Source organism: Cupriavidus plantarum, from assembly GCF_905397285.1.
In the GTDB taxonomy this organism is placed as follows: domain Bacteria; phylum Pseudomonadota; class Gammaproteobacteria; order Burkholderiales; family Burkholderiaceae; genus Cupriavidus; species Cupriavidus plantarum.
On sequence record NZ_CAJPUX010000009.1, the window covers coordinates 54,180 to 72,322 of the forward strand.

Genomic DNA, 18,143 nt, shown 5'->3' on the forward strand with positions numbered 1-18,143 from the left:
GGCTCTTGGCGCATCGGATTCAATCGACTTTCTTCATGAACGATATCCTTCGCGCCTTCGGGCGTGCCCTCGTCAGTCAGTTCCATCCCCGCATGCTGATGCTGACCGTGCTGCCGTTCGTGCTGGCCACGGTGCTGTGGGGCGGCCTGCTGTGGTGGGGCTGGGAGCCGATCATGAACACCACGCGCATGCTGCTGGAAGGCTCGGTGTTCACGAGCTGGATCTATGGCGCGCTCGAATGGATGAATCTGCAATCGCTGCGCTCGGTGGTCGCGCCGCTGTTCGTGCTGACGATCGCCGTGCCGCTCGTCATTGCATCGATGCTCGTGTTCATCAGCCTGTGCTCGGTGCCGGCCGTGGTGCGGCATCTCGAGCGCGCCTATCCCGATCTCGCCAAGTCGCACGGCGGCAGCGTGCTGGGCAGCGTGGTGGCATCGTTCGGCAATACCTTCGTATTCCTGCTGCTGGTCATCGTCACGCTGCCGCTGTGGCTCATTCCGCCGTTCTTCGCGCTGATTCCGCCGGTGTTGTGGGGCTGGCTGACTTATCGCGTGATGACCTATGACGCGCTGGCCGAGCATGCGACGGCCGAGGAGCGCAAGACGCTGATGAAGCGCCATCGCGGATCGTTGCTGATGATCGGCATCGCGGTGGGCCTGCTGGGTTCCGCGCCCACGCTGTTGTGGGTCTGGTCGGCGATGATCATCTTCCTGTTTCCGGTCGTGCTCGTGGGGACGTTATGGCTCTACGTGCTGATCTTCATCTTCTCGGCATTGTGGTTCGGGCACTTCTGCCTGCGCGCGCTGGCGCAACTGCGCGCGGAGCGGATGAGCGCGGCGCCACCGCCGCCGCCGGGCGGCGACATCATCGAACTTGCGCCGTCCGATATCCGGCGCATTGAACCATCCTGAAGCGGGGGCAAACATGGGTTTCGGCCTGATCGTCATCGGTGACGAGATTCTGTCGGGGCGGCGCGAGGACAAGCACATGCGCCGCGCCATCGAGCTGCTGGGCGCGCGCGGCATCGCGCTGGACTGGGCGGAGTACATTGGGGACGACCGCGTGCGCATCACCAGCACGCTGCGCCGCACGCTGGCGGGCAGCGACATCGTGTTCTGCACGGGTGGCATCGGCGCGACGCCGGACGACCACACGCGCCAGTGCGCGGCCGCGGCGCTTGGCGTGCCGCTCGAACTCCATCCGGAAGCGCGCGAGCTGATCGCGCAGCGGATCGTCGAGACCGCCAACGGCGATCCGGTCAAGGCCAACCTCGACCTGCCCGAGAACCAGCACCGGTTCAAGATGGGCGAGTTTCCGGCGGGCGCGCGGATCATCCCGAACAGCTACAACCGCATTCCGGGGTTCTCGGTGGCGGACCACCATTTCATGCCGGGCTTTCCGGTGATGGCATGGCCGATGATGGAGTGGGTGCTCGACCACTACTATCCGCACCTGTTCCACCTCGCGCGCGAGCAGTCGCGTGCGTTCTACGTGTTCGAGGCGCCGGAGTCGACGCTCACGCCGCTCATGGAGCAGGTAGAGTCGGCCTTCGAGGGGATCCGCGTGTTCAGCCTGCCGTCGGTCGGCGACGTCAGCCGCGGCGACCGCTTTGCGCGGCGCCATATCGACCTCGGCGTGAAGGGGCCCGAGGAGCTTGTGGGCCCGGCCTACGCGATGCTGCTCGACGGTGTGCGCGCCATGGGCTTCGAGATCGTCGAGCAGGGCTGAGTACGCCTGGGGGACGTACCCCTCAGGCGCCGTGCCACGGCAGGCCACGGAAGCACCAGCCTTCCACGGTCTTGCGGTGATGCTGGTCGTCGCGCGGGCCTTCGAATCCTTCCAGCACGTCCATCGCGTACTTGAAACCGGCCTCCGTGGCCACGCGCGCGGCGTGCTTCGAGCGCGCGGCGCTGCGGCACAGGAACAGCACGGGCGTGTCTTCCCCCACGCGCGCGCGCAGCTCCGCTACGAAATCCGGATTCTGCGTGCCGCCCGGATACGTGGACCATTCGACATGCGCGAACTGTTCGTCCGGGAGGTCCACGCCGCCGACCCAGTCCAGTTCCGCCTGCGTCCGGACGTCGACGAGTACGGCCTTCGAATCGGCCTGCAGCAGCGCGTAGGATTCCTCGGGGGTCAGGGCGCCGAAGTAGGCGAGCTGGTTCTGCTGCTGGCGAGCCTGCGCGGCCTGAAGGAGTTCGTCTCGTGTGGTCATGGTTGTTCGCGTATGCGGGATGAAAGGAACCGGCGCTATTCTAGCGCTCCGGCCGGCCGGATTTCCCTGAATGCATCGTTACGGTGCCAAGGCACCAAATAAGTGCGATTGGTTGCGTTGTGCACCATGTTGGTGTTTGATGGGAAGGCGGCTGGCGCGCCGGCTGGCGGTGCAGACATCGCGCTTCCGGCACTTTGTGGATTGCATGCAATCCGGCATGGCGCGTCGCGGTGCGGGATGCCGCGCAGGTGCACATTTTTCGGGATGCGCAGGTGCAAAGTTGGTTTTTGTTGGCATGCTTTCTGCTAACATTCCTCGTCCCTTTTGGGGCGGTTTCCGCAGGGCCCAGGCCCGGACACCAGGGAGCCGTTCCGAGAATGGCTTTCCCAGATTGCTGCTCAGATTCAGCCGAATTTCCAGGAGATAGGCATGGCCCAAAGCGTTGCAGATGTAATGAAGCTCGTGAAGGAAAACGACGTCAAGTTCGTCGATTTCCGTTTCACGGATACCAAAGGCAAGGAACAGCACGTCTCGGTGCCGACGTCGCATTTCGATGAAGACAAGTTCGAAAGCGGTCATGCATTCGACGGCTCGTCCATCGCCGGCTGGAAGGGTATCGAAGCTTCGGACATGCTGCTGATGCCGGATTCGAACACCGCTCACATCGATCCGTTCTATGAAGAGCCGACGCTGGTGCTGACCTGCGACGTGATCGAGCCGTCCGACGGCAAGGGCTACGACCGCGACCCGCGTTCGATCGCGCGCCGCGCGGAAGCCTACCTGAAGAGCTCGGGCCTGGGCGACGCCGCTTACTTCGGTCCGGAACCCGAATTCTTCATCTTCGACGGCGTGACCTGGAACGTCGACATGCAAGGCTGCTTCGTGAAGATCCAGTCCGAAGAAGCCCCGTGGTCGGCCGGCAAGGAATTCGAGCACGGCAACAGCGGTCACCGTCCGGGCAAGAAGGGCGGCTACTTCCCGGTTGCCCCGATCGACACGTTCCAGGACATGCGTTCGGAAATGTGCCTGATCCTCGAATCGCTGGGCATCCCCGTTGAAGTACACCACCACGAAGTGGCTGGCCAGGGCCAGAACGAAATCGGCACGAAGTTCAGCACGCTGGTGCAGCGCGCCGACTGGACGCAGCTGCAGAAGTACGTGATCCAGAACGTCGCCCACACCTACGGCAAGACGGCCACGTTCATGCCGAAGCCGGTCGTTGGCGACAACGGTTCGGGCATGCACGTTCACCAGTCCGTGTGGAAGGACGGCCAGAACCTGTTCGCGGGCAACGGCTACGCCGGTCTGTCGGAATTCGCGCTGTACTACATCGGCGGCATCATCAAGCACGCACGCGCGCTGAACGCGATCACGAACCCGGGTACCAACTCGTACAAGCGTCTGGTGCCGGGCTTCGAAGCGCCGGTGAAGCTGGCCTACTCGGCCCGCAACCGTTCGGCCTCGATCCGTATTCCCTACGTCGCGAACCCGAAGGGCCGCCGTATCGAAACGCGCTTCCCGGATCCGCTGTGCAACCCGTACCTCGGCTTCTCGGCACTGCTGATGGCTGGCCTGGACGGCGTGCAGAACAAGATCCACCCGGGCGAAGCCGCCGACAAGAACCTGTACGACCTGCCGCCGGAAGAGGATGCAAAGATCCCGACCGTGTGCGCAAGCCTGGACCAGGCTCTGGAGCACCTCGACAACGACCGTGAGTTCCTGACCCGCGGTGGTGTGTTCTCGAACTCGATGCTGGACGCCTACATCGAACTCAAGATGGAAGAAGTCACGCGTTTCCGCATGACGACGCACCCGATCGAATTCGACATGTACTACTCGCTGTAAAGCGATTTCACAACAGTAGCACCAGAAAGGGGCGGCTTCGGCTGTCCCTTTTTGTTTGGAAGCGCGGGATGCTCGCTAGAATGGGGCTCTTTCCATAACAACAGGGTCAATGTCCATGAACACAAACTGGGATGCCGCTGGCGACGACATCGCGCAACGGCGCGGGGCGCCGCGAGCGCGGGCGGTGACGCACCAACTTCGTGTTGCAATCCCCATTCTGGGGCTCGCCCTGGTGGCGGCGCTGACGATGTGGAACTCGCCCGCGTCCGCGCAGTCTTCCGACGTGTATGTGTGCGCGGGCCCCAACGGTGTGCCCGAATACCGCAACGGCAACGCCGGGAAAAACTGCAAGAAGCTGACGCTGCCCGAGGTGGTCACGGTGCCCGGCGGCGCGCGTCCGCAGTCCAGTCGCGGCACGGGTACCGCGGCTTCGCCGACGTCGTTCCCGCGCGTGGACGGTGCCTTGCAGAAGAGCCGCGACGGCGAGCGCCGCGGCGTGCTGGAGCAGGAGTTGCAGAGCGAAGAGGCCAAGCTGGCGGCCCTGCGCGCCGAATACAACAACGGCGAGCCGGAGCGTCAGGGCAACGAGCGCAACTATCAGAAATATCTCGATCGCACAGCGGCGCTGCGCGACGACATCGCGCGCAGCGAGGCGAACCTCGCATCGTTGCGCCGCGAGCTATCCAACCTGAAGGACTGATCTCATGCGTCGCCTGATTCGCGGTGTTTCTCGGAAAGTCACAGGGGCCGACCGCGCCAAGAACGATCCCGCCGCACAGGATCCGGCGACGAACGTCGTGCCGCTGGGCGACGTGACCTTCCATCCCGGCCTCGACATCATCGCGAATCCGGTGCTGCTCGTGCGCGGCCCGGGCCTGCATGTGGTGTACGCCAATCCGGCGTCGGAGGCCGCGTTCGCGATGTCGCGACGCGCCATAGTCGAGCTCACGCTGCCCGACCTGTTCGGGGAGTCCGAGGAAGTGCGCAGCATGATCGAGAGCGTGACCGCGCGCCAGGTCGATGTGCGCCGCCAGGACCTGCTGCTGCGGCCGCCGTTGCAGGAGCCGTTGCACGCGCACGTGGTGATCGGCGCGATCGAGGGCCATCCGTCCACGGTGCTGGTCGAGCTCATGCACAACGAGCAGAAGCTCAGGAGCGACCGCGAAGAGCGGCTGATCGATCTGACGTCGGCGAACAAGGAACTGATCCGCAATCTCGCGCACGAGATCAAGAATCCGCTGGGCGGGATCCGCGGTGCCGCGCAGCTGCTCGAATTCGAGCTGCCGGAACGCTCGCTGCGCGAGTACACGCAGGTGATCATCAAGGAGTCGGATCGTCTGCAGACGCTCGTCGACCGGCTGCTGGAGCCCCATCGGCATCCGCATATCGTCTCGGAGCTCAATATCCACGAGGTGCTCGAGCGCGTGCGGTCCGTGGTGCTGGCCGAGTTTCCGAATGGGCTCGACATCGTGCGCGACTACGACGCGAGCCTGCCCGAGTTGCGTGGCGACATGGAGCAGTTGATCCAGGCCGTTCTCAACATCGTCCACAACGCGGCCCAGGCGCTGCACGAGCGTATCGCGCGCGGCGATGCGGAGATCGTATTGCGGACGCGCGTCGCGCGCCAGGTCACGATTGCCAAGCGTTTGTACAAGCTGGCATTGGACTTGCATGTGACAGACAACGGCCCGGGCATCCCCGAGGACATACGCGAACGCATCTTCTATCCGCTGGTATCGGGACGGGATGGCGGCAGCGGACTCGGTCTCACACTCGCTCAAACCTTCGTGCAGCAGCACGAGGGCTTGATCGAATGCGAGAGCCGGCCGGGCTTTACCGACTTCCGTATTCTGCTGCCGCTCCACTAGTCGCCCTTGCCTGGCGTGTCGTGCGGGCGAGGTTGGTCCAACAAGAGGGGCCCACCAGCAGGAGCCCGCCAACAGCGGGATGACGGGAGACCACATGACACCGAGCAGACAAGCGACGCACATGAAGCCGATCTGGATAGTCGACGACGATCAATCAATCCGCTGGGTCCTGGAAAAGGCCCTTGCCCGTGAAAGCCTGCTCTCCCGCAGTTTTACCAACGTGCGCGACGTGCTCGCGGCGCTGGAGGACGACGAGCCGCAGGTCCTCATCTCCGATATCCGCATGCCGGGCGGCTCCGGCCTCGACCTGCTGCAGGCGATCAAGGCGCGCCATCCCGGCCTGCCCGTGATCGTGATGACCGCGTACTCCGACCTCGATAGCGCGGTGGCCGCGTTTCAGGGCGGCGCGTTCGAATATCTCGCGAAGCCGTTCGACGTCGACAAGGCCGTCGAGCTGATTCGCCGCGCGCTCGAAGAGAGCCTGCGCGAGGAAGAGATGGACGACCGCCTCGTCGATGCGCCCGAGATCCTCGGGCAGGCGCCGGCGATGCAGGACGTGTTCCGCGCCATCGGGCGTCTGTCGCAATCGAACGTGACGGTGATGATCACCGGCGAGTCGGGCACCGGCAAGGAGCTCGTCGCGCGCGCGCTGCACAAGCATAGTCCGCGGGCGAGCGGTCCGTTCATTGCGCTGAACACCGCGGCGATTCCGAAGGATCTGCTCGAGTCCGAACTGTTCGGCCACGAGCGCGGCGCGTTCACGGGCGCGCAGACCATGCGCCGCGGGCGCTTCGAGCAGGCCGAGGGCGGCACGCTGTTCCTCGATGAAATCGGCGATATGCCGTTCGACCTGCAGACCCGGTTGCTGCGGGTGCTGTCGGACGGCAACTTCTATCGCGTCGGCGGTCACAACCCGTTGCGCGCCAACGTGCGCGTGATCGCGGCCACCCACCAGAACCTGGAGACGCGCGTCAAGGAAGGGCTGTTCCGCGAGGACTTGTTCCACCGCCTGAACGTGATTCGCCTGCGGCTGCCGCCGCTGCGCGAGCGGCCGGAGGACATCACGCTGCTGGCGCGGCATTTCCTGCAGAAGAGCGCCAAGGAACTCGGCGTGGAGCCGAAGCGCATGTCGGACGAAGCGCTGGGGTATGTCAGCACGCTGCCGTTCCCCGGCAACGTGCGTCAGCTCGAGAACCTCTGCAACTGGCTGACCGTGATGGCGCCCGCGCAGACCATCGAGGTCAAGGACCTGCCGCGCGAGATGATCGGTGGCGGGATGCCCGAAGGCGGCATGCCGGCGCGCGCGCCGATGCCGTCCGGTGGCGGCGAGTACGAGGCGATCGAGAGCGGCGACTACGCGATGGGGCTGTCGGGCGACGGCGACACGATGGTGGCCACGCGCCCCGTCAACGTCATGCCCGGCCTCGTGGTGCCTTCATCGGCGACGGCGGTATCGGCCAGCTGGGAAACCCTGCTCGCCGCGGAAGCCAAGTCGATGCTCGAGGCCGGCCAGCCCGACGTGATGGACGCGCTCACGCGCCGCTTCGAAAAATCGGTACTCGAAGCCGCCCTCGGCGTGACCCGCGGCCGCCGCGTGGAAGCGGCGACGCGGCTCGGCATCGGGCGCAATACGATTACGCGCAAGCTGCAGGAACTGGGCTTCGACTGATCGATGCTGGCGGCGATGCTGGTGAAACTAGCGCGCCGCCAGCAACAACGCCGCCATCTCCGCAAATCCCTCCCCGCAAGCGGCTTCCGTCACGTAAGCCGGGGCCGCAGGCAGCAGGGGCAGAATCTCCTGTACGTTCGCCACCCCCACCGACAACGGGAAGTGTCCGAACATCGCCGCGTCGTTGGCCGAGTCGCCGATAAACAGCCACTCGCCGCGATCGGCATCGATATCCCCGCCCAGCAGTTCCCGGACACATAGCCGGCTCATCGACAGCTTGTCGTGCGCGCCGAACCAGCCGTTCACGTGGATCGAGCTCACGGTGGCCGTCATGCCCGCCTCGGTCATCATCGCCGCGATGCGGGCCACCGCGTCGGCCGGCAGCTTCGGCACGTCCTCCGCATGGTCCACAGCCAGGTCCGCCGCGTGCCAGGCCTGATCGGAAGCCAGCGCGCACCCCGGCACCGCCCGCACGATCTCGTCGCCGAGCGTCCGAATGCGCGCGAGGTTGCGCGCCCGGGTCTCCGCATCGTCCAGGTATCGCGTCACGAGCTTGCCTTCGCGCAGATGGCAATAAAACGCGCCGTTCTCGCCGATGATGGCGTCCACGGGCCAGAGCCGGGTCAGGATTTCGGCCCATGCGATGCAACGTCCAGTCACGGGAATGACATGGAGGCCAGCCCGCTTCAATCGGTCGAGCGCGGCATAGGTGGCGGCGGGCAGGGCGCCATCGGTGGTCAGCGTGCCGTCGATATCGGTCAGCACACCACGAACGCGGCGCAGCGCCGCAACAGACAGGGAGGCGATAGGTTGCATGGCCGCGCATTGTACGCAAACCATCGTATGCAAACCATCCGGCCATGGCGCGCCCGGTTTCATCCGCCGTCAAGCGTGCTGTGTCGTAAAAAAGCTGCAATATTTCCGTCATAAACCGGGTTTGCCCCGTTTCCTGACCGTTGGGACCGGCGTAACATCCCGCTGACATAAAAAATGCCTAGATTCAGTCGCTTTTCGCCGATTGATGACAGCCTTAGGAGAGTCGCAGATGTCCTTACCGCGCAATATTCTGAAGTTCGCCGCCGTCGCCGCAATGGCCGTGGCCGGCACCGCCCATGCCGCTACCGAGATCCAGTGGTGGCACGCCATGGAAGGTGCGCTGAACGAAAAAGTCAACGACATCGCCAACAAGTTCAACGCCAGCCAGTCCGAGTACAAGGTCGTTCCCGTCAACAAGGGCAACTACGACGAGACGATGGCCGCGGGGATCGCCGCGTTCCGCGCCGGCAGCGCGCCGGCGATCCTGCAGGTGTTCGAAGTGGGCACCGCCACGATGATGAGCGCCAAGGGCGCGATCAAGCCGGTGTCGACGGTCATGAAGGACGCCGGCGAGAAGTTCGACCAGTCGGCCTACATCCCGGCGGTCGCCGGCTACTACACCTCGTCGAAGGGCGAGATGCTGTCGTTCCCGTTCAACAGCTCGACGACGGTGTTCTACTACAACAAGGACGCCTTCAAGAAGGCCGGCCTCGATCACCCGCCCAAGACGTGGCCGGAAGTCATGCAGTTCTCGGCCAAGCTGAAGGCTTCGGGCCAGAACTGCGCGTACACGACCGACTGGCAGGGCTGGGTCCACCTCGAGTCGTTCTCGGCGTGGCACAACACGTTGTATGCGACCAAGAACAACGGTTTTGGCGGTACCGATGCACGCCTGGCGTTCAACAGCCCGCTGCACGTGAAGCACATCTCGAACCTGCAGGACATGGTCAAGAAGGGTTACTTCAGCTACGGCGGCCGCAAGGCGGAGTCGCAGGCCAAGTTCTATAACGGCGAGTGCGCGATGTTCACGGGTTCGTCGGCCTCGCTGGCCAACATCCGCCGTAACGCGAAGTTCCAGTTCGGCGTGTCGACGCTGCCGTACTACCCGGACGTGCAGGGCGCCCCGCAGAACACGATCATCGGCGGCGCGTCGCTGTGGGTGATGGGCGGCAAGAAGCCGGAGGAGTACAAGGGCGTGGCCAAGTTCTTCACGTACCTGTCGCGTCCGGAAGTCCAGTCCGAATGGCACCAGGCCACCGGCTACCTGCCGGTGACGATGGCCGCGTACGAACTGACCAAGAAGTCGGGTTTCTATGACAAGAACCCGGGCGCCGACGTGTCCGTGCAGCAGATGGTCGTGAAGACCACCGACAAGTCGCGCGGCGTGCGCCTCGGCAACCTCGTGCAGATCCGCACGGTGGTGGACGAGGAGCTCGAATCGGTGTGGGCCGGCAAGAAGGAACCGCAGGCCGCACTGGACAACGCCGTCAAGCGCGGCAACGAACTGCTGGAGCGCTTCCAGAAGACCGTCAAGGAATGACGATCCTTCCGTAGTCCCGCTGTAACGGTCGGGCCGCCTCGTGCGGCCCGATTCGCCCTGATCGTTTCGGTTTCAGATTCAGACTCCCGATGGAAAAACGCGTCGTTTTCCGCTCGCCGTGGTTGCCGTATCTGCTGGTGTTGCCGCAGATCGCCATCACGTTGATCTTCTTCTTCCTCCCCGCCGGCCAGGCGCTGTATCAGTCGATGCTGCAGCAGGATGCCTTCGGCATCAACCTGGAGTTCGTCGGGCTCGACAACTTCATGGTGCTCTGGAACGACCCGCTCTATATCGAGTCGTTCGAGATCACCGCCGTGTTCGCGATCGGCGTGACGCTGGTGGGCCTGTCCACCGCGCTGCTGCTCGCGTACTTCGCCGACCGCGTGCTGCGCGGCGCCACGGCGTACAAGACGCTGCTCATCTGGCCGTACGCGGTGGCCCCCGCCGTCGCCGGCGTGCTGTGGATGTTCATGTTCAACCCGACGCTGGGCATCGTCTCGTACGGGCTGCGCGCGATGGGCGTGAACTGGAACTTCCTGCTCGACGGCCATCAGGCGCTGCTGCTCGTCGTGCTGGCCGCCGCGTGGAAGCAGGTGAGCTACAACTTCCTGTTCTTCCTGGCGGGGCTGCAGAGCATTCCGCGCTCGCTGATCGAGGCGGCCGCGATTGACGGCGCCGGTCCGTGGAAGCGGTTCTGGTCGATCATCTTCCCGCTGCTGTCGCCGACGACGTTCTTCCTGCTCGTGATCAACGTCGTGTACGCATTCTTCGACACGTTCGCGATCATCGACGCGGTGACGCACGGCGGTCCGTTCAACTCGACGAACACGCTCGTGTACAAGGTGTTCCACGACGGGTTCCGCGGCATGGACATCGGTGGCTCCGCCGCGCAGTCGGTGGTGCTGATGGTGATCGTGATCGCGCTGACGGTGGTGCAGTTCCGCTACGTCGAGCGCAAGGTTCAGTATTGAGGCCGCCATGGTAGAAAGACGACCCATTCTCGATATCCTGACCCACGTGGTGCTGATCCTCGGCATCGCGGTGGTCGCATTCCCGGTGTACGTGACGTTCGTCGCATCGACGCTCACGCCGGAGCAGGTGCTGGATGCACCGATGACGCTGCTGCCCGGCGGCCACTTCTTCGACAACTATCGTACGGTGCTGTTCTCCGGCGTGGGCGAGTCCGCCTCGCCGGTGACGACGATGATGAAGAACAGCCTGATCATGGCGCTCGGCATCGCGCTCGGCAAGATCGCGATCTCGATCATCTCGGCATTCGCGATCGTGTATTTCCGCTTTCCGATGCGCAAGCTGTTTTTCTGGCTCATCTTCATCACGCTGATGCTGCCGGTGGAAGTGCGGATCCTGCCGACCTACAAGGTCGTGTCGGACCTCGGCATGCTCGACAGCTACTTCGGCCTGACGATCCCGATCATCGCCTCGGCGACCGCGACCTTCCTGTTCCGCCAGTTCTTCCTGACCATTCCGGACGAGCTGGCAGAGGCCGCGCGCATCGACGGCGCGGGCCCGCTGCGTTTCTTCTGGGACGTGGTACTGCCGCTGTCGCGCACGAGCATCGCGGCATTGTTCGTCATCCAGTTCATCTATGGCTGGAACCAATACCTGTGGCCGCTGCTGATCACCACGCAGAAGTCGATGACGCCGGTGGTGGTGGGCGTCACGCAGATGATCTCGCGTTCGGGCGATGCGGCAACCGACTGGAATCTCGTGATGGCGACCGTGATGCTGGCCATGGTGCCGCCGGCACTCGTGGTGCTGCTGATGCAGCGCTGGTTCGTCAAGGGTCTCGTGGAAACCGAGAAATAAAAATACGCGGCAGGAAATCACTCATGGCAAGTCTGTCCCTTCGTAACGTTCAGAAAACGTATCCCGGCGGCACGCAGGTCGTGCATGGCATCGACATGGAGATCGCCGACGGCGAATTCATCGTGATCGTCGGTCCTTCCGGCTGCGGCAAGTCCACGCTGCTGCGCATGGTCGCCGGCCTCGAAACCGTGACCGGTGGCGAGATCCACATCGGCAGCAAGGTTGTCAACGAACTGGAGCCGGCCGAGCGCGATATCGCGATGGTGTTCCAGAACTACGCGCTGTACCCGCACATGAGCGTGTACGAGAACATGGCCTACGGCCTGCGCATCCGCAAGATGAGCCAGGCCGAGATCGACCAGCGCGTGAAGCACGCCGCCGGCATTCTGGAGCTCGCGCCGCTGCTCGAACGCAAACCGCGCCAGCTGTCCGGCGGCCAGCGTCAGCGCGTGGCCATGGGCCGGGCGATCGTGCGCGAGCCCGCCGTGTTCCTGTTCGACGAACCGCTCTCGAACCTCGACGCCAAGCTGCGCGTGCAGATGCGTCTGGAACTGAAGGATCTGCATCGCCGCCTCGGCACGACGAGCCTGTACGTGACGCACGATCAGGTGGAGGCCATGACGCTGGCCGACCGCATGATGGTGCTGAGCGGCGGCCGTGTCGAGCAGATCGGCACGCCGCTCGAGGTGTATGCCAGGCCGGCCAGCACGTTCGTCGCGGGCTTTATCGGCTCGCCGCCGATGAACCTGATTCCCGTCACGCGCAATGGCTCGGGCGCCGGCACCAACGGCGGCGAGGCGCAGATGCGCGTGACGCCGAAGGAGGGCGCGGGCGAGGATACCGCCACGCTGGGCCACCTGCCGATGGGTCTGCATCTGCCCGCGCAGGCGCTGATGGGCCTGCGTCCCGAGCATATCGAGCCGTGCGCCGCGCACGAGGCGATTGCGCAAGTGGACGTGCGTGTCGTGGAAGCGCTCGGCGCGGATTCGTTCGCTTATGGCTCCCTGGGCGGCCAGCCCATCGTCGTGCGCCTGGATAGCCACATGCCGGTGCGCGCGGGCGACAAGCTGCCGATCACGGCCTCGGCCGAGCATCTGCACTTCTTCGACATCGCGTCGGGCAAGCGCATCGAGGCCCTCGCATGAGCGCCGCCCGCGTCGACTTCGCGAACTGGCCGTACCCGCGCCACGTCGCCCACCGCGGCGCGGGCAAGCTCGCGCCGGAAAACACGCTGGCCGCGTTCCGCCACGGCGCGTCGTTTGGCTACCGGATGTTCGAGTTCGACGTCAAGCTCTCCGGCGACGGCAAGCCCGTGCTCCTGCACGACGCCACGCTGGACCGCACGACCTCCGGCCACGGCCGCGTGGATGCGCTGACGCTCGGCGAAATCGCCGCGCTGGACGCCGGCAGCTGGCACAGCCCCGCCTACGCGGGCGAGCCCGTGCCGACGCTGGCGGCCATCGCCCGCTACACGCGCGCCAACGATCTGCTGGTCAATATCGAGATCAAGCCCGTGCCCGGCAACGAGTACCGGACCGGGGCGGCCGTCGCGCTCGACGCGCTGTCGCTGTGGGAGGGCGCCGCGGTGCCGCCGTTGCTATCCTCGTTCTCCGAGGCGGCGCTCGACGCCGCGCGGGAGGCTGCCCCGGATCTGCCACGCGCGCTGCTGGTCAAGAAACTGCCCGCGGACTGGCTGGACCGGCTGGCGCGGTTGGGCTGCGTGGGGCTGGACGCCCACCACGGCGAGCTCGATGCTGCCGTCATCCAGCAGGCGCATGCGGCCGGGTACAAGGTCCTCTGCTATACGGTCAACGACCCCGCGCGCGCCGCCGAGCTGTTCGGCTGGGGGCTGGACACCTTGATTACCGACGCGGTGGACCAAATTTCTCCCGTGTGAGGACAGGAAACGACAGTACGTATCTTCCGTTGCAATTTTGCATAACGAAAAGTACGTACTGTATGTAGGAGAACGTGCTATTCTTGCGCGAGTGAAGACTTAGGTCCTTCCCGCACAACTTGTACAGTTGTTTGCAATCCGCTAACCGGTCAAGCCGTGTCGCGGAAGGTTGATGAACCCGCTTAACTCCGGGGTACCCGGAGAATAGTGAGCGCCCCATGATGCAGCAGTATCAGAGCAATTCGTACCTCTTCGGCGGCAACGCCCCTTATGTGGAAGAGCTGTACGAGGCCTACCTCCAGAATCCGAGTTCGGTCCCCGACAACTGGCGCGCGTACTTCGACGCGATGCAGAACGTCCCCGCAGTGGACGGTTCGAACGCCCGTGACATCCCCCACGCCCCGATCGTCGCTTCGTTCGCCGAGCGCGCCAAGCAGGGCCCGATCAAAACCATCGTTGCCTCCGCCGACTCCGATATGGGTCGCAAGCGCGTCGCTGCCACCCAGCTGATCGCCGCTTACCGCAACATCGGTACCTACTGGGCGGACCTCGATCCGCTCAAGCGCCAGGAACGTCCGCCTCTGCCGGACCTGGACCCCGCCTTCTACGGCTTCTCCGAAGCCGATCTCGACATCGTCTTCAATGCCAGCAACACGTACTTCGGCAAGGAGTCGATGAGCCTGCGCGAGCTGCTCAACAACCTGAAGGAAACGTACTGCGGCACGATCGGCGCCGAGTTCATGTACGTGAGCGACCAGGCGCAGAAGCGCTGGTGGCAGGAGCGCCTGGAAACGACGCGTTCCAAGCCGGTGTTCACGCTGGAAAAGAAGAAGCAGATCCTGGACCGCCTGACCGCGGCCGAGGGCCTCGAGCGCTTCCTCCATACGAAGTACGTCGGCCAGAAGCGCTTCTCGCTCGAAGGCGGCGAGAGCTTCATCGCGGCGATGGACGAGATGATCCAGCACTCCGGCAAGAAGGGCGTGCAGGAAATCGTGATCGGCATGGCCCACCGCGGCCGTCTGAACGTGCTGGTCAACACGCTGGGCAAGATGCCCGCCGACCTGTTCGCCGAATTCGAAGGCAAGCACGTTGACGACCTGCCTGCCGGCGACGTCAAGTACCACAAGGGCTTCTCGAGCGACGTCTCGACCGAAGGCGGCCCCGTTCACCTGTCGCTCGCGTTCAACCCGTCGCACCTGGAAATCGTGAACCCGGTGGTCGAGGGTTCGTCGAAGGCGCGTCAGGAACGCCGCGGCGAAGCCGGCCACAAGGAAGTGCTGCCGGTGCAGGTGCACGGCGACGCGGCCTTCGCGGGCCAGGGCGTCGTGATGGAAACGCTGAACCTCGCGCAGACCCGCGGCTACGGCACGGGCGGCACGATGCACATCGTGATCAACAACCAGATCGGCTTCACGACGTCGGACCCGCGCGATGCGCGCTCGACGCTGTATTGCACGGACGTGGTCAAGATGATCGAAGCGCCGGTGCTGCACGTGAACGGTGACGATCCGGAAGCCGTCGTGTACGCGATGCAGCTCGCCGTGGACTTCCGCATGGAGTTCAAGAAGGACGTCGTCGTCGACATCATCTGCTTCCGCAAGCTGGGTCACAACGAGCAGGACACCCCGGCCGTCACGCAGCCGCTGATGTACAAGAAGATTGGCCAGCACCCCGGCACGCGCAAGCTGTACGCCGACAAGCTGGCCGCGCAGAACCTCGTGCCGGCCGACTTCGGCGACGAGAAGGTGAAGGAATACCGTGCCGCGATGGATGCGGGCAAGCACACGGCCGACCCCGTCCTGTCGAACTTCAAGAACAAGTTCGCCGTGGACTGGATGCCGTTCCTGAACCGCAAGTGGACGGACACCGCCGACACCGCCGTTCCCGTGACGGAGCTGAAGCGTCTGGCCGAGCGCATCACCACGGTGCCCGAGCACCTGAAGCTCCACCCGCTGGTGGAAAAGGTGGTCAAGGACCGCGCGAACATGGGCCGTGGCGACCAGCCGCTGGACTGGGGCATGGGTGAACACCTGGCCTTCGCCTCGCTGGTGGCATCGGGCTACCCGGTCCGTATCACGGGCCAGGACGCGGGCCGCGGCACCTTCACGCACCGTCACGCCGTGCTGCACGACCAGGCGCGCGAGCGTTGGGATGCGGGCAGCTACGTGCCGCTGCAGAACGTGTCGGACAACCAGGCGCCGTTCACGGTGATCGACTCGGTGCTGTCGGAAGAAGCGGTGCTCGGTTTCGAGTACGGCTACTCGACCGCCGAACCGAACGCCCTCGTGATCTGGGAAGCCCAGTTCGGCGACTTCGTCAACGGCGCGCAGGTCGTGATCGACCAGTTCATCTCGTCGGGCGAAGTGAAGTGGGGCCGTGCCTCGGGTCTGACGCTGATGCTGCCGCACGGCTACGAAGGCCAGGGTCCGGAACACAGCTCGGCCCGTATCGAGCGTTTCCTGCAGCTTTGCGCGGACCACAACATGCAGGTCTGCCAGCCGACCACGCCGGCCCAGATCTTCCACCTGCTGCGCCGCCAGATGATCCGTCTGTTCCGCAAGCCGCTGGTGATCATGACGCCGAAGTCGCTGCTGCGTAACAAGGACGCGGTGTCGCCGCTGTCCGACCTGGCCAAGGGTCACTTCGAGACGGTCATCCCCGATCACGAAGAACTCAACGCCAGCAAGGTCAAGCGCGTGATCATGTGCTCGGGCAAGGTCTACTACGACCTGGTCGCCACCCGCAAGGAACGCGGCGCCACCGACACGGCGATCATCCGTCTGGAACAGCTGTACCCGTTCCCGCACAAGGCCGTTGCCGCCGAACTCAAGAAGTACTCCGGCGCGACCGAAATCCTGTGGTGCCAGGACGAGCCGCAGAACCAGGGTGCCTGGTTCTTCGTGCAGCACTACATCATGGAAAACATGACGGAAGGCCAGAAGCTCGGTTATGCGGGTCGTCCCGCGTCGGCATCGCCGGCGGTGGGCTACTACGCAAAGCACAACGAGCAACAGAAGGCACTGCTGGAAGCCGCCTTCTCCAAGCTCAAGGGCTTTGTTCTGACCAAGTAATCCGCGACGGCGGCTCGCGGCGGCGCAGGAAGCGCCGCCACGACCGCCGTCTGCTCAACCCACACGCATACATCGAGGAATTTCCCAACCATGGCTATTGTTGACGTCAAGGTTCCGCAGCTGTCCGAATCGGTCGCCGAAGCGACCATGCTGAACTGGAAGAAGAAGCCTGGCGAAGCCGTCGCCCAGGACGAGATCCTGATTGAAATCGAGACCGACAAGGTCGTGCTCGAAGTGCCGGCGCCGTCCGCCGGCGTGCTGTCGCAGATCGTCAAGAACGATGGCGATACCGTCGTGGCCGATGAGATCATCGCCAAGATCGATACCGAAGCCACCGCTGGCGCCGCCGCACCCGCCGCCGCCGCGCCGGCTCCCGCCGCCGCCGCTCCCGCACCGGCTGCAGCGGCTCCCGCCGCTGCCCCGGCCGCCGCTGGCGCCGTGGCCATGCCGTCGGCTGCCAAGCTGATGGCCGAAGGCGGCCTGTCGGCTGGCCAGGTTGCCGGTACCGGCAAGGATGGCCGCATCACCAAGGGCGACGTGCTCGCCGCTACCTCGGCGCCTGCCGCCAAGGCCGCTCCCGCACCCGCAGCCGCGCCGGCCAAGGCCGCGCTGCCGCAAGTGTCGGCGCAGGTCGACTTCGCCGCGCTGGGCGACCGTCCGGAAGAGCGCGTGCCGATGAGCCGCCTGCGTGCCCGTATCGCAGAGCGTCTGGTGCAATCGCAATCGACCAACGCCATCCTCACCACGTTCAACGAAGTGAACATGAAGCCGGTGATGGATCTGCGCAACAAGTACAAGGACCGCTTCGAGAAGGAACACGGCGTGAAGCTCGGCTTCATGTCGTTCTTCGTGAAGGCCGCCGTGCACGCGCTGAAGAAGTACCCGATCATCAACGCTTCGGTCGACGGCAACGACATCGTCTACCACGGCTACTTCGACATCGGTATCGCCGTGGGTTCGCCGCGTGGCCTGGTGGTGCCGATCCTGCGCAATGCCGACCAGATGAGCCTGGCCGACATCGAGAAGAAGATCGCCGAGTTCGGCGCCAAGGCCCGTGACGGCAAGCTGTCGCTGGACGACCTGACGGGCGGCACGTTCTCGATCTCGAACGGCGGTACGTTCGGTTCGATGCTGTCCACCCCGATCATCAACCCGCCGCAATCGGCCATCCTGGGCGTGCACGCCACGAAGGATCGCGCCGTGGTGGAAGACGGTCAGATCGTGATCCGCCCGATGAACTACCTGGCCATGTCCTATGACCACCGTATCATCGACGGCCGCGAAGCGGTGCTCGGCCTCGTCGCCATGAAGGAAGCGCTGGAAGATCCGGCCCGCCTGCTGCTCGACCTGTAAGCGTCAGTCTCCGTCTATAGCGCCCGCATGAACGCCGGCCCC

Annotated in this window: 15 protein-coding genes; 13 read left to right on the forward strand and 2 right to left on the reverse strand. The window is 64.7% G+C overall.

Going from position 1 to position 18,143, the window contains the following annotated elements:
• The first annotated feature begins 35 nt into the window (after nt 1–35).
• The gene (locus KHP16_RS25410; RefSeq protein ID WP_109580751.1) at nt 36–911 is read left to right on the forward strand and encodes an EI24 domain-containing protein; all 876 of its coding nucleotides are present in this window, start codon (nt 36–38) and stop codon (nt 909–911) included.
• A 13-nt stretch (nt 912–924) separates the two neighbouring features.
• Entirely contained in the window at nt 925–1,728 is an 804-nt protein-coding gene (locus tag KHP16_RS25415) for a competence/damage-inducible protein A (RefSeq protein WP_109580752.1), read from the forward strand.
• A 22-nt stretch (nt 1,729–1,750) separates the two neighbouring features.
• On the opposite strand, the gene KHP16_RS25420 is transcribed toward KHP16_RS25415, so the two are convergent.
• Nucleotides 1,751–2,215, reverse strand: coding sequence for a rhodanese-like domain-containing protein (locus KHP16_RS25420; protein WP_211961383.1), 465 nt, complete (start codon nt 2,213–2,215; stop codon nt 1,751–1,753).
• Between the two features lie 429 nt (nt 2,216–2,644).
• Between KHP16_RS25420 and KHP16_RS25425 the strand changes: the two genes are divergently transcribed.
• From KHP16_RS25425 to ntrC, 4 genes are all read left to right on the forward strand, one after another.
• On the forward strand, nt 2,645–4,060 hold the full coding sequence (locus tag KHP16_RS25425; protein ID WP_109580754.1) for a 3-hydroxylaminophenol mutase: 1,416 nt from the start codon (nt 2,645–2,647) through the stop codon (nt 4,058–4,060).
• A 247-nt stretch (nt 4,061–4,307) separates the two neighbouring features.
• Nucleotides 4,308–4,760 (forward strand): DUF4124 domain-containing protein, encoded by a 453-nt coding sequence (locus tag KHP16_RS25430; RefSeq protein WP_218891866.1) that lies wholly within the window; start codon nt 4,308–4,310, stop codon nt 4,758–4,760.
• 4 nt (nt 4,761–4,764) lie between these two features.
• Nucleotides 4,765–5,928 carry a nitrogen regulation protein NR(II) gene (gene glnL / locus KHP16_RS25435; protein WP_109580755.1) on the forward strand — a complete coding sequence of 388 codons (1,164 nt, stop codon included), beginning with the start codon at nt 4,765–4,767 and terminating at the stop codon, nt 5,926–5,928.
• A gap of 121 nt (nt 5,929–6,049) precedes the next feature.
• The gene (gene ntrC, locus KHP16_RS25440) at nt 6,050–7,597 is read left to right on the forward strand and encodes a nitrogen regulation protein NR(I) (protein WP_115952485.1); all 1,548 of its coding nucleotides are present in this window, start codon (nt 6,050–6,052) and stop codon (nt 7,595–7,597) included.
• A gap of 27 nt (nt 7,598–7,624) precedes the next feature.
• On the opposite strand, the gene KHP16_RS25445 is transcribed toward ntrC, so the two are convergent.
• Nucleotides 7,625–8,413: an HAD-IIB family hydrolase gene (locus KHP16_RS25445; protein ID WP_211961384.1), complete on the reverse strand. Its 789-nt coding sequence runs from the start codon at nt 8,411–8,413 to the stop codon at nt 7,625–7,627.
• Nucleotides 8,414–8,642: 229 nt separating this feature from the next.
• On the opposite strand from KHP16_RS25445, the gene ugpB reads away from it, so the two are divergent.
• The 7 genes from ugpB to odhB all read left to right on the forward strand — a co-directional run bounded on the left by ugpB (nt 8,643) and on the right by odhB (nt 18,101).
• Nucleotides 8,643–9,953: a sn-glycerol-3-phosphate ABC transporter substrate-binding protein UgpB gene (ugpB, locus tag KHP16_RS25450; RefSeq protein WP_109580758.1), complete on the forward strand. Its 1,311-nt coding sequence runs from the start codon at nt 8,643–8,645 to the stop codon at nt 9,951–9,953.
• Between the two features lie 89 nt (nt 9,954–10,042).
• Complete coding sequence (gene ugpA / locus KHP16_RS25455; RefSeq protein ID WP_109580759.1) at nt 10,043–10,924, forward strand: sn-glycerol-3-phosphate ABC transporter permease UgpA; 882 nt, start codon at nt 10,043–10,045, stop codon at nt 10,922–10,924.
• A gap of 7 nt (nt 10,925–10,931) precedes the next feature.
• Nucleotides 10,932–11,780, forward strand: a complete 849-nt coding sequence (gene ugpE, locus KHP16_RS25460; RefSeq protein WP_109580760.1) for a sn-glycerol-3-phosphate ABC transporter permease UgpE — start codon at nt 10,932–10,934, stop codon at nt 11,778–11,780.
• A gap of 23 nt (nt 11,781–11,803) precedes the next feature.
• Nucleotides 11,804–12,925, forward strand: coding sequence for a sn-glycerol-3-phosphate import ATP-binding protein UgpC (locus KHP16_RS25465; protein WP_211961385.1), 1,122 nt, complete (start codon nt 11,804–11,806; stop codon nt 12,923–12,925).
• On the forward strand, nt 12,922–13,677 hold the full coding sequence (gene ugpQ, locus KHP16_RS25470; protein WP_211961386.1) for a glycerophosphodiester phosphodiesterase: 756 nt from the start codon (nt 12,922–12,924) through the stop codon (nt 13,675–13,677). Before KHP16_RS25465 ends, ugpQ begins: the two co-directional genes overlap by 4 nt.
• Nucleotides 13,678–13,895: 218 nt before the next feature.
• Nucleotides 13,896–16,748 carry a 2-oxoglutarate dehydrogenase E1 component gene (locus KHP16_RS25475; RefSeq protein WP_109580763.1) on the forward strand — a complete coding sequence of 951 codons (2,853 nt, stop codon included), beginning with the start codon at nt 13,896–13,898 and terminating at the stop codon, nt 16,746–16,748.
• A gap of 90 nt (nt 16,749–16,838) precedes the next feature.
• Nucleotides 16,839–18,101, forward strand: a complete 1,263-nt coding sequence (odhB, locus tag KHP16_RS25480) for a 2-oxoglutarate dehydrogenase complex dihydrolipoyllysine-residue succinyltransferase (protein ID WP_109580764.1) — start codon at nt 16,839–16,841, stop codon at nt 18,099–18,101.
• The last annotated feature ends 42 nt before the right edge of the window (nt 18,102–18,143 follow it).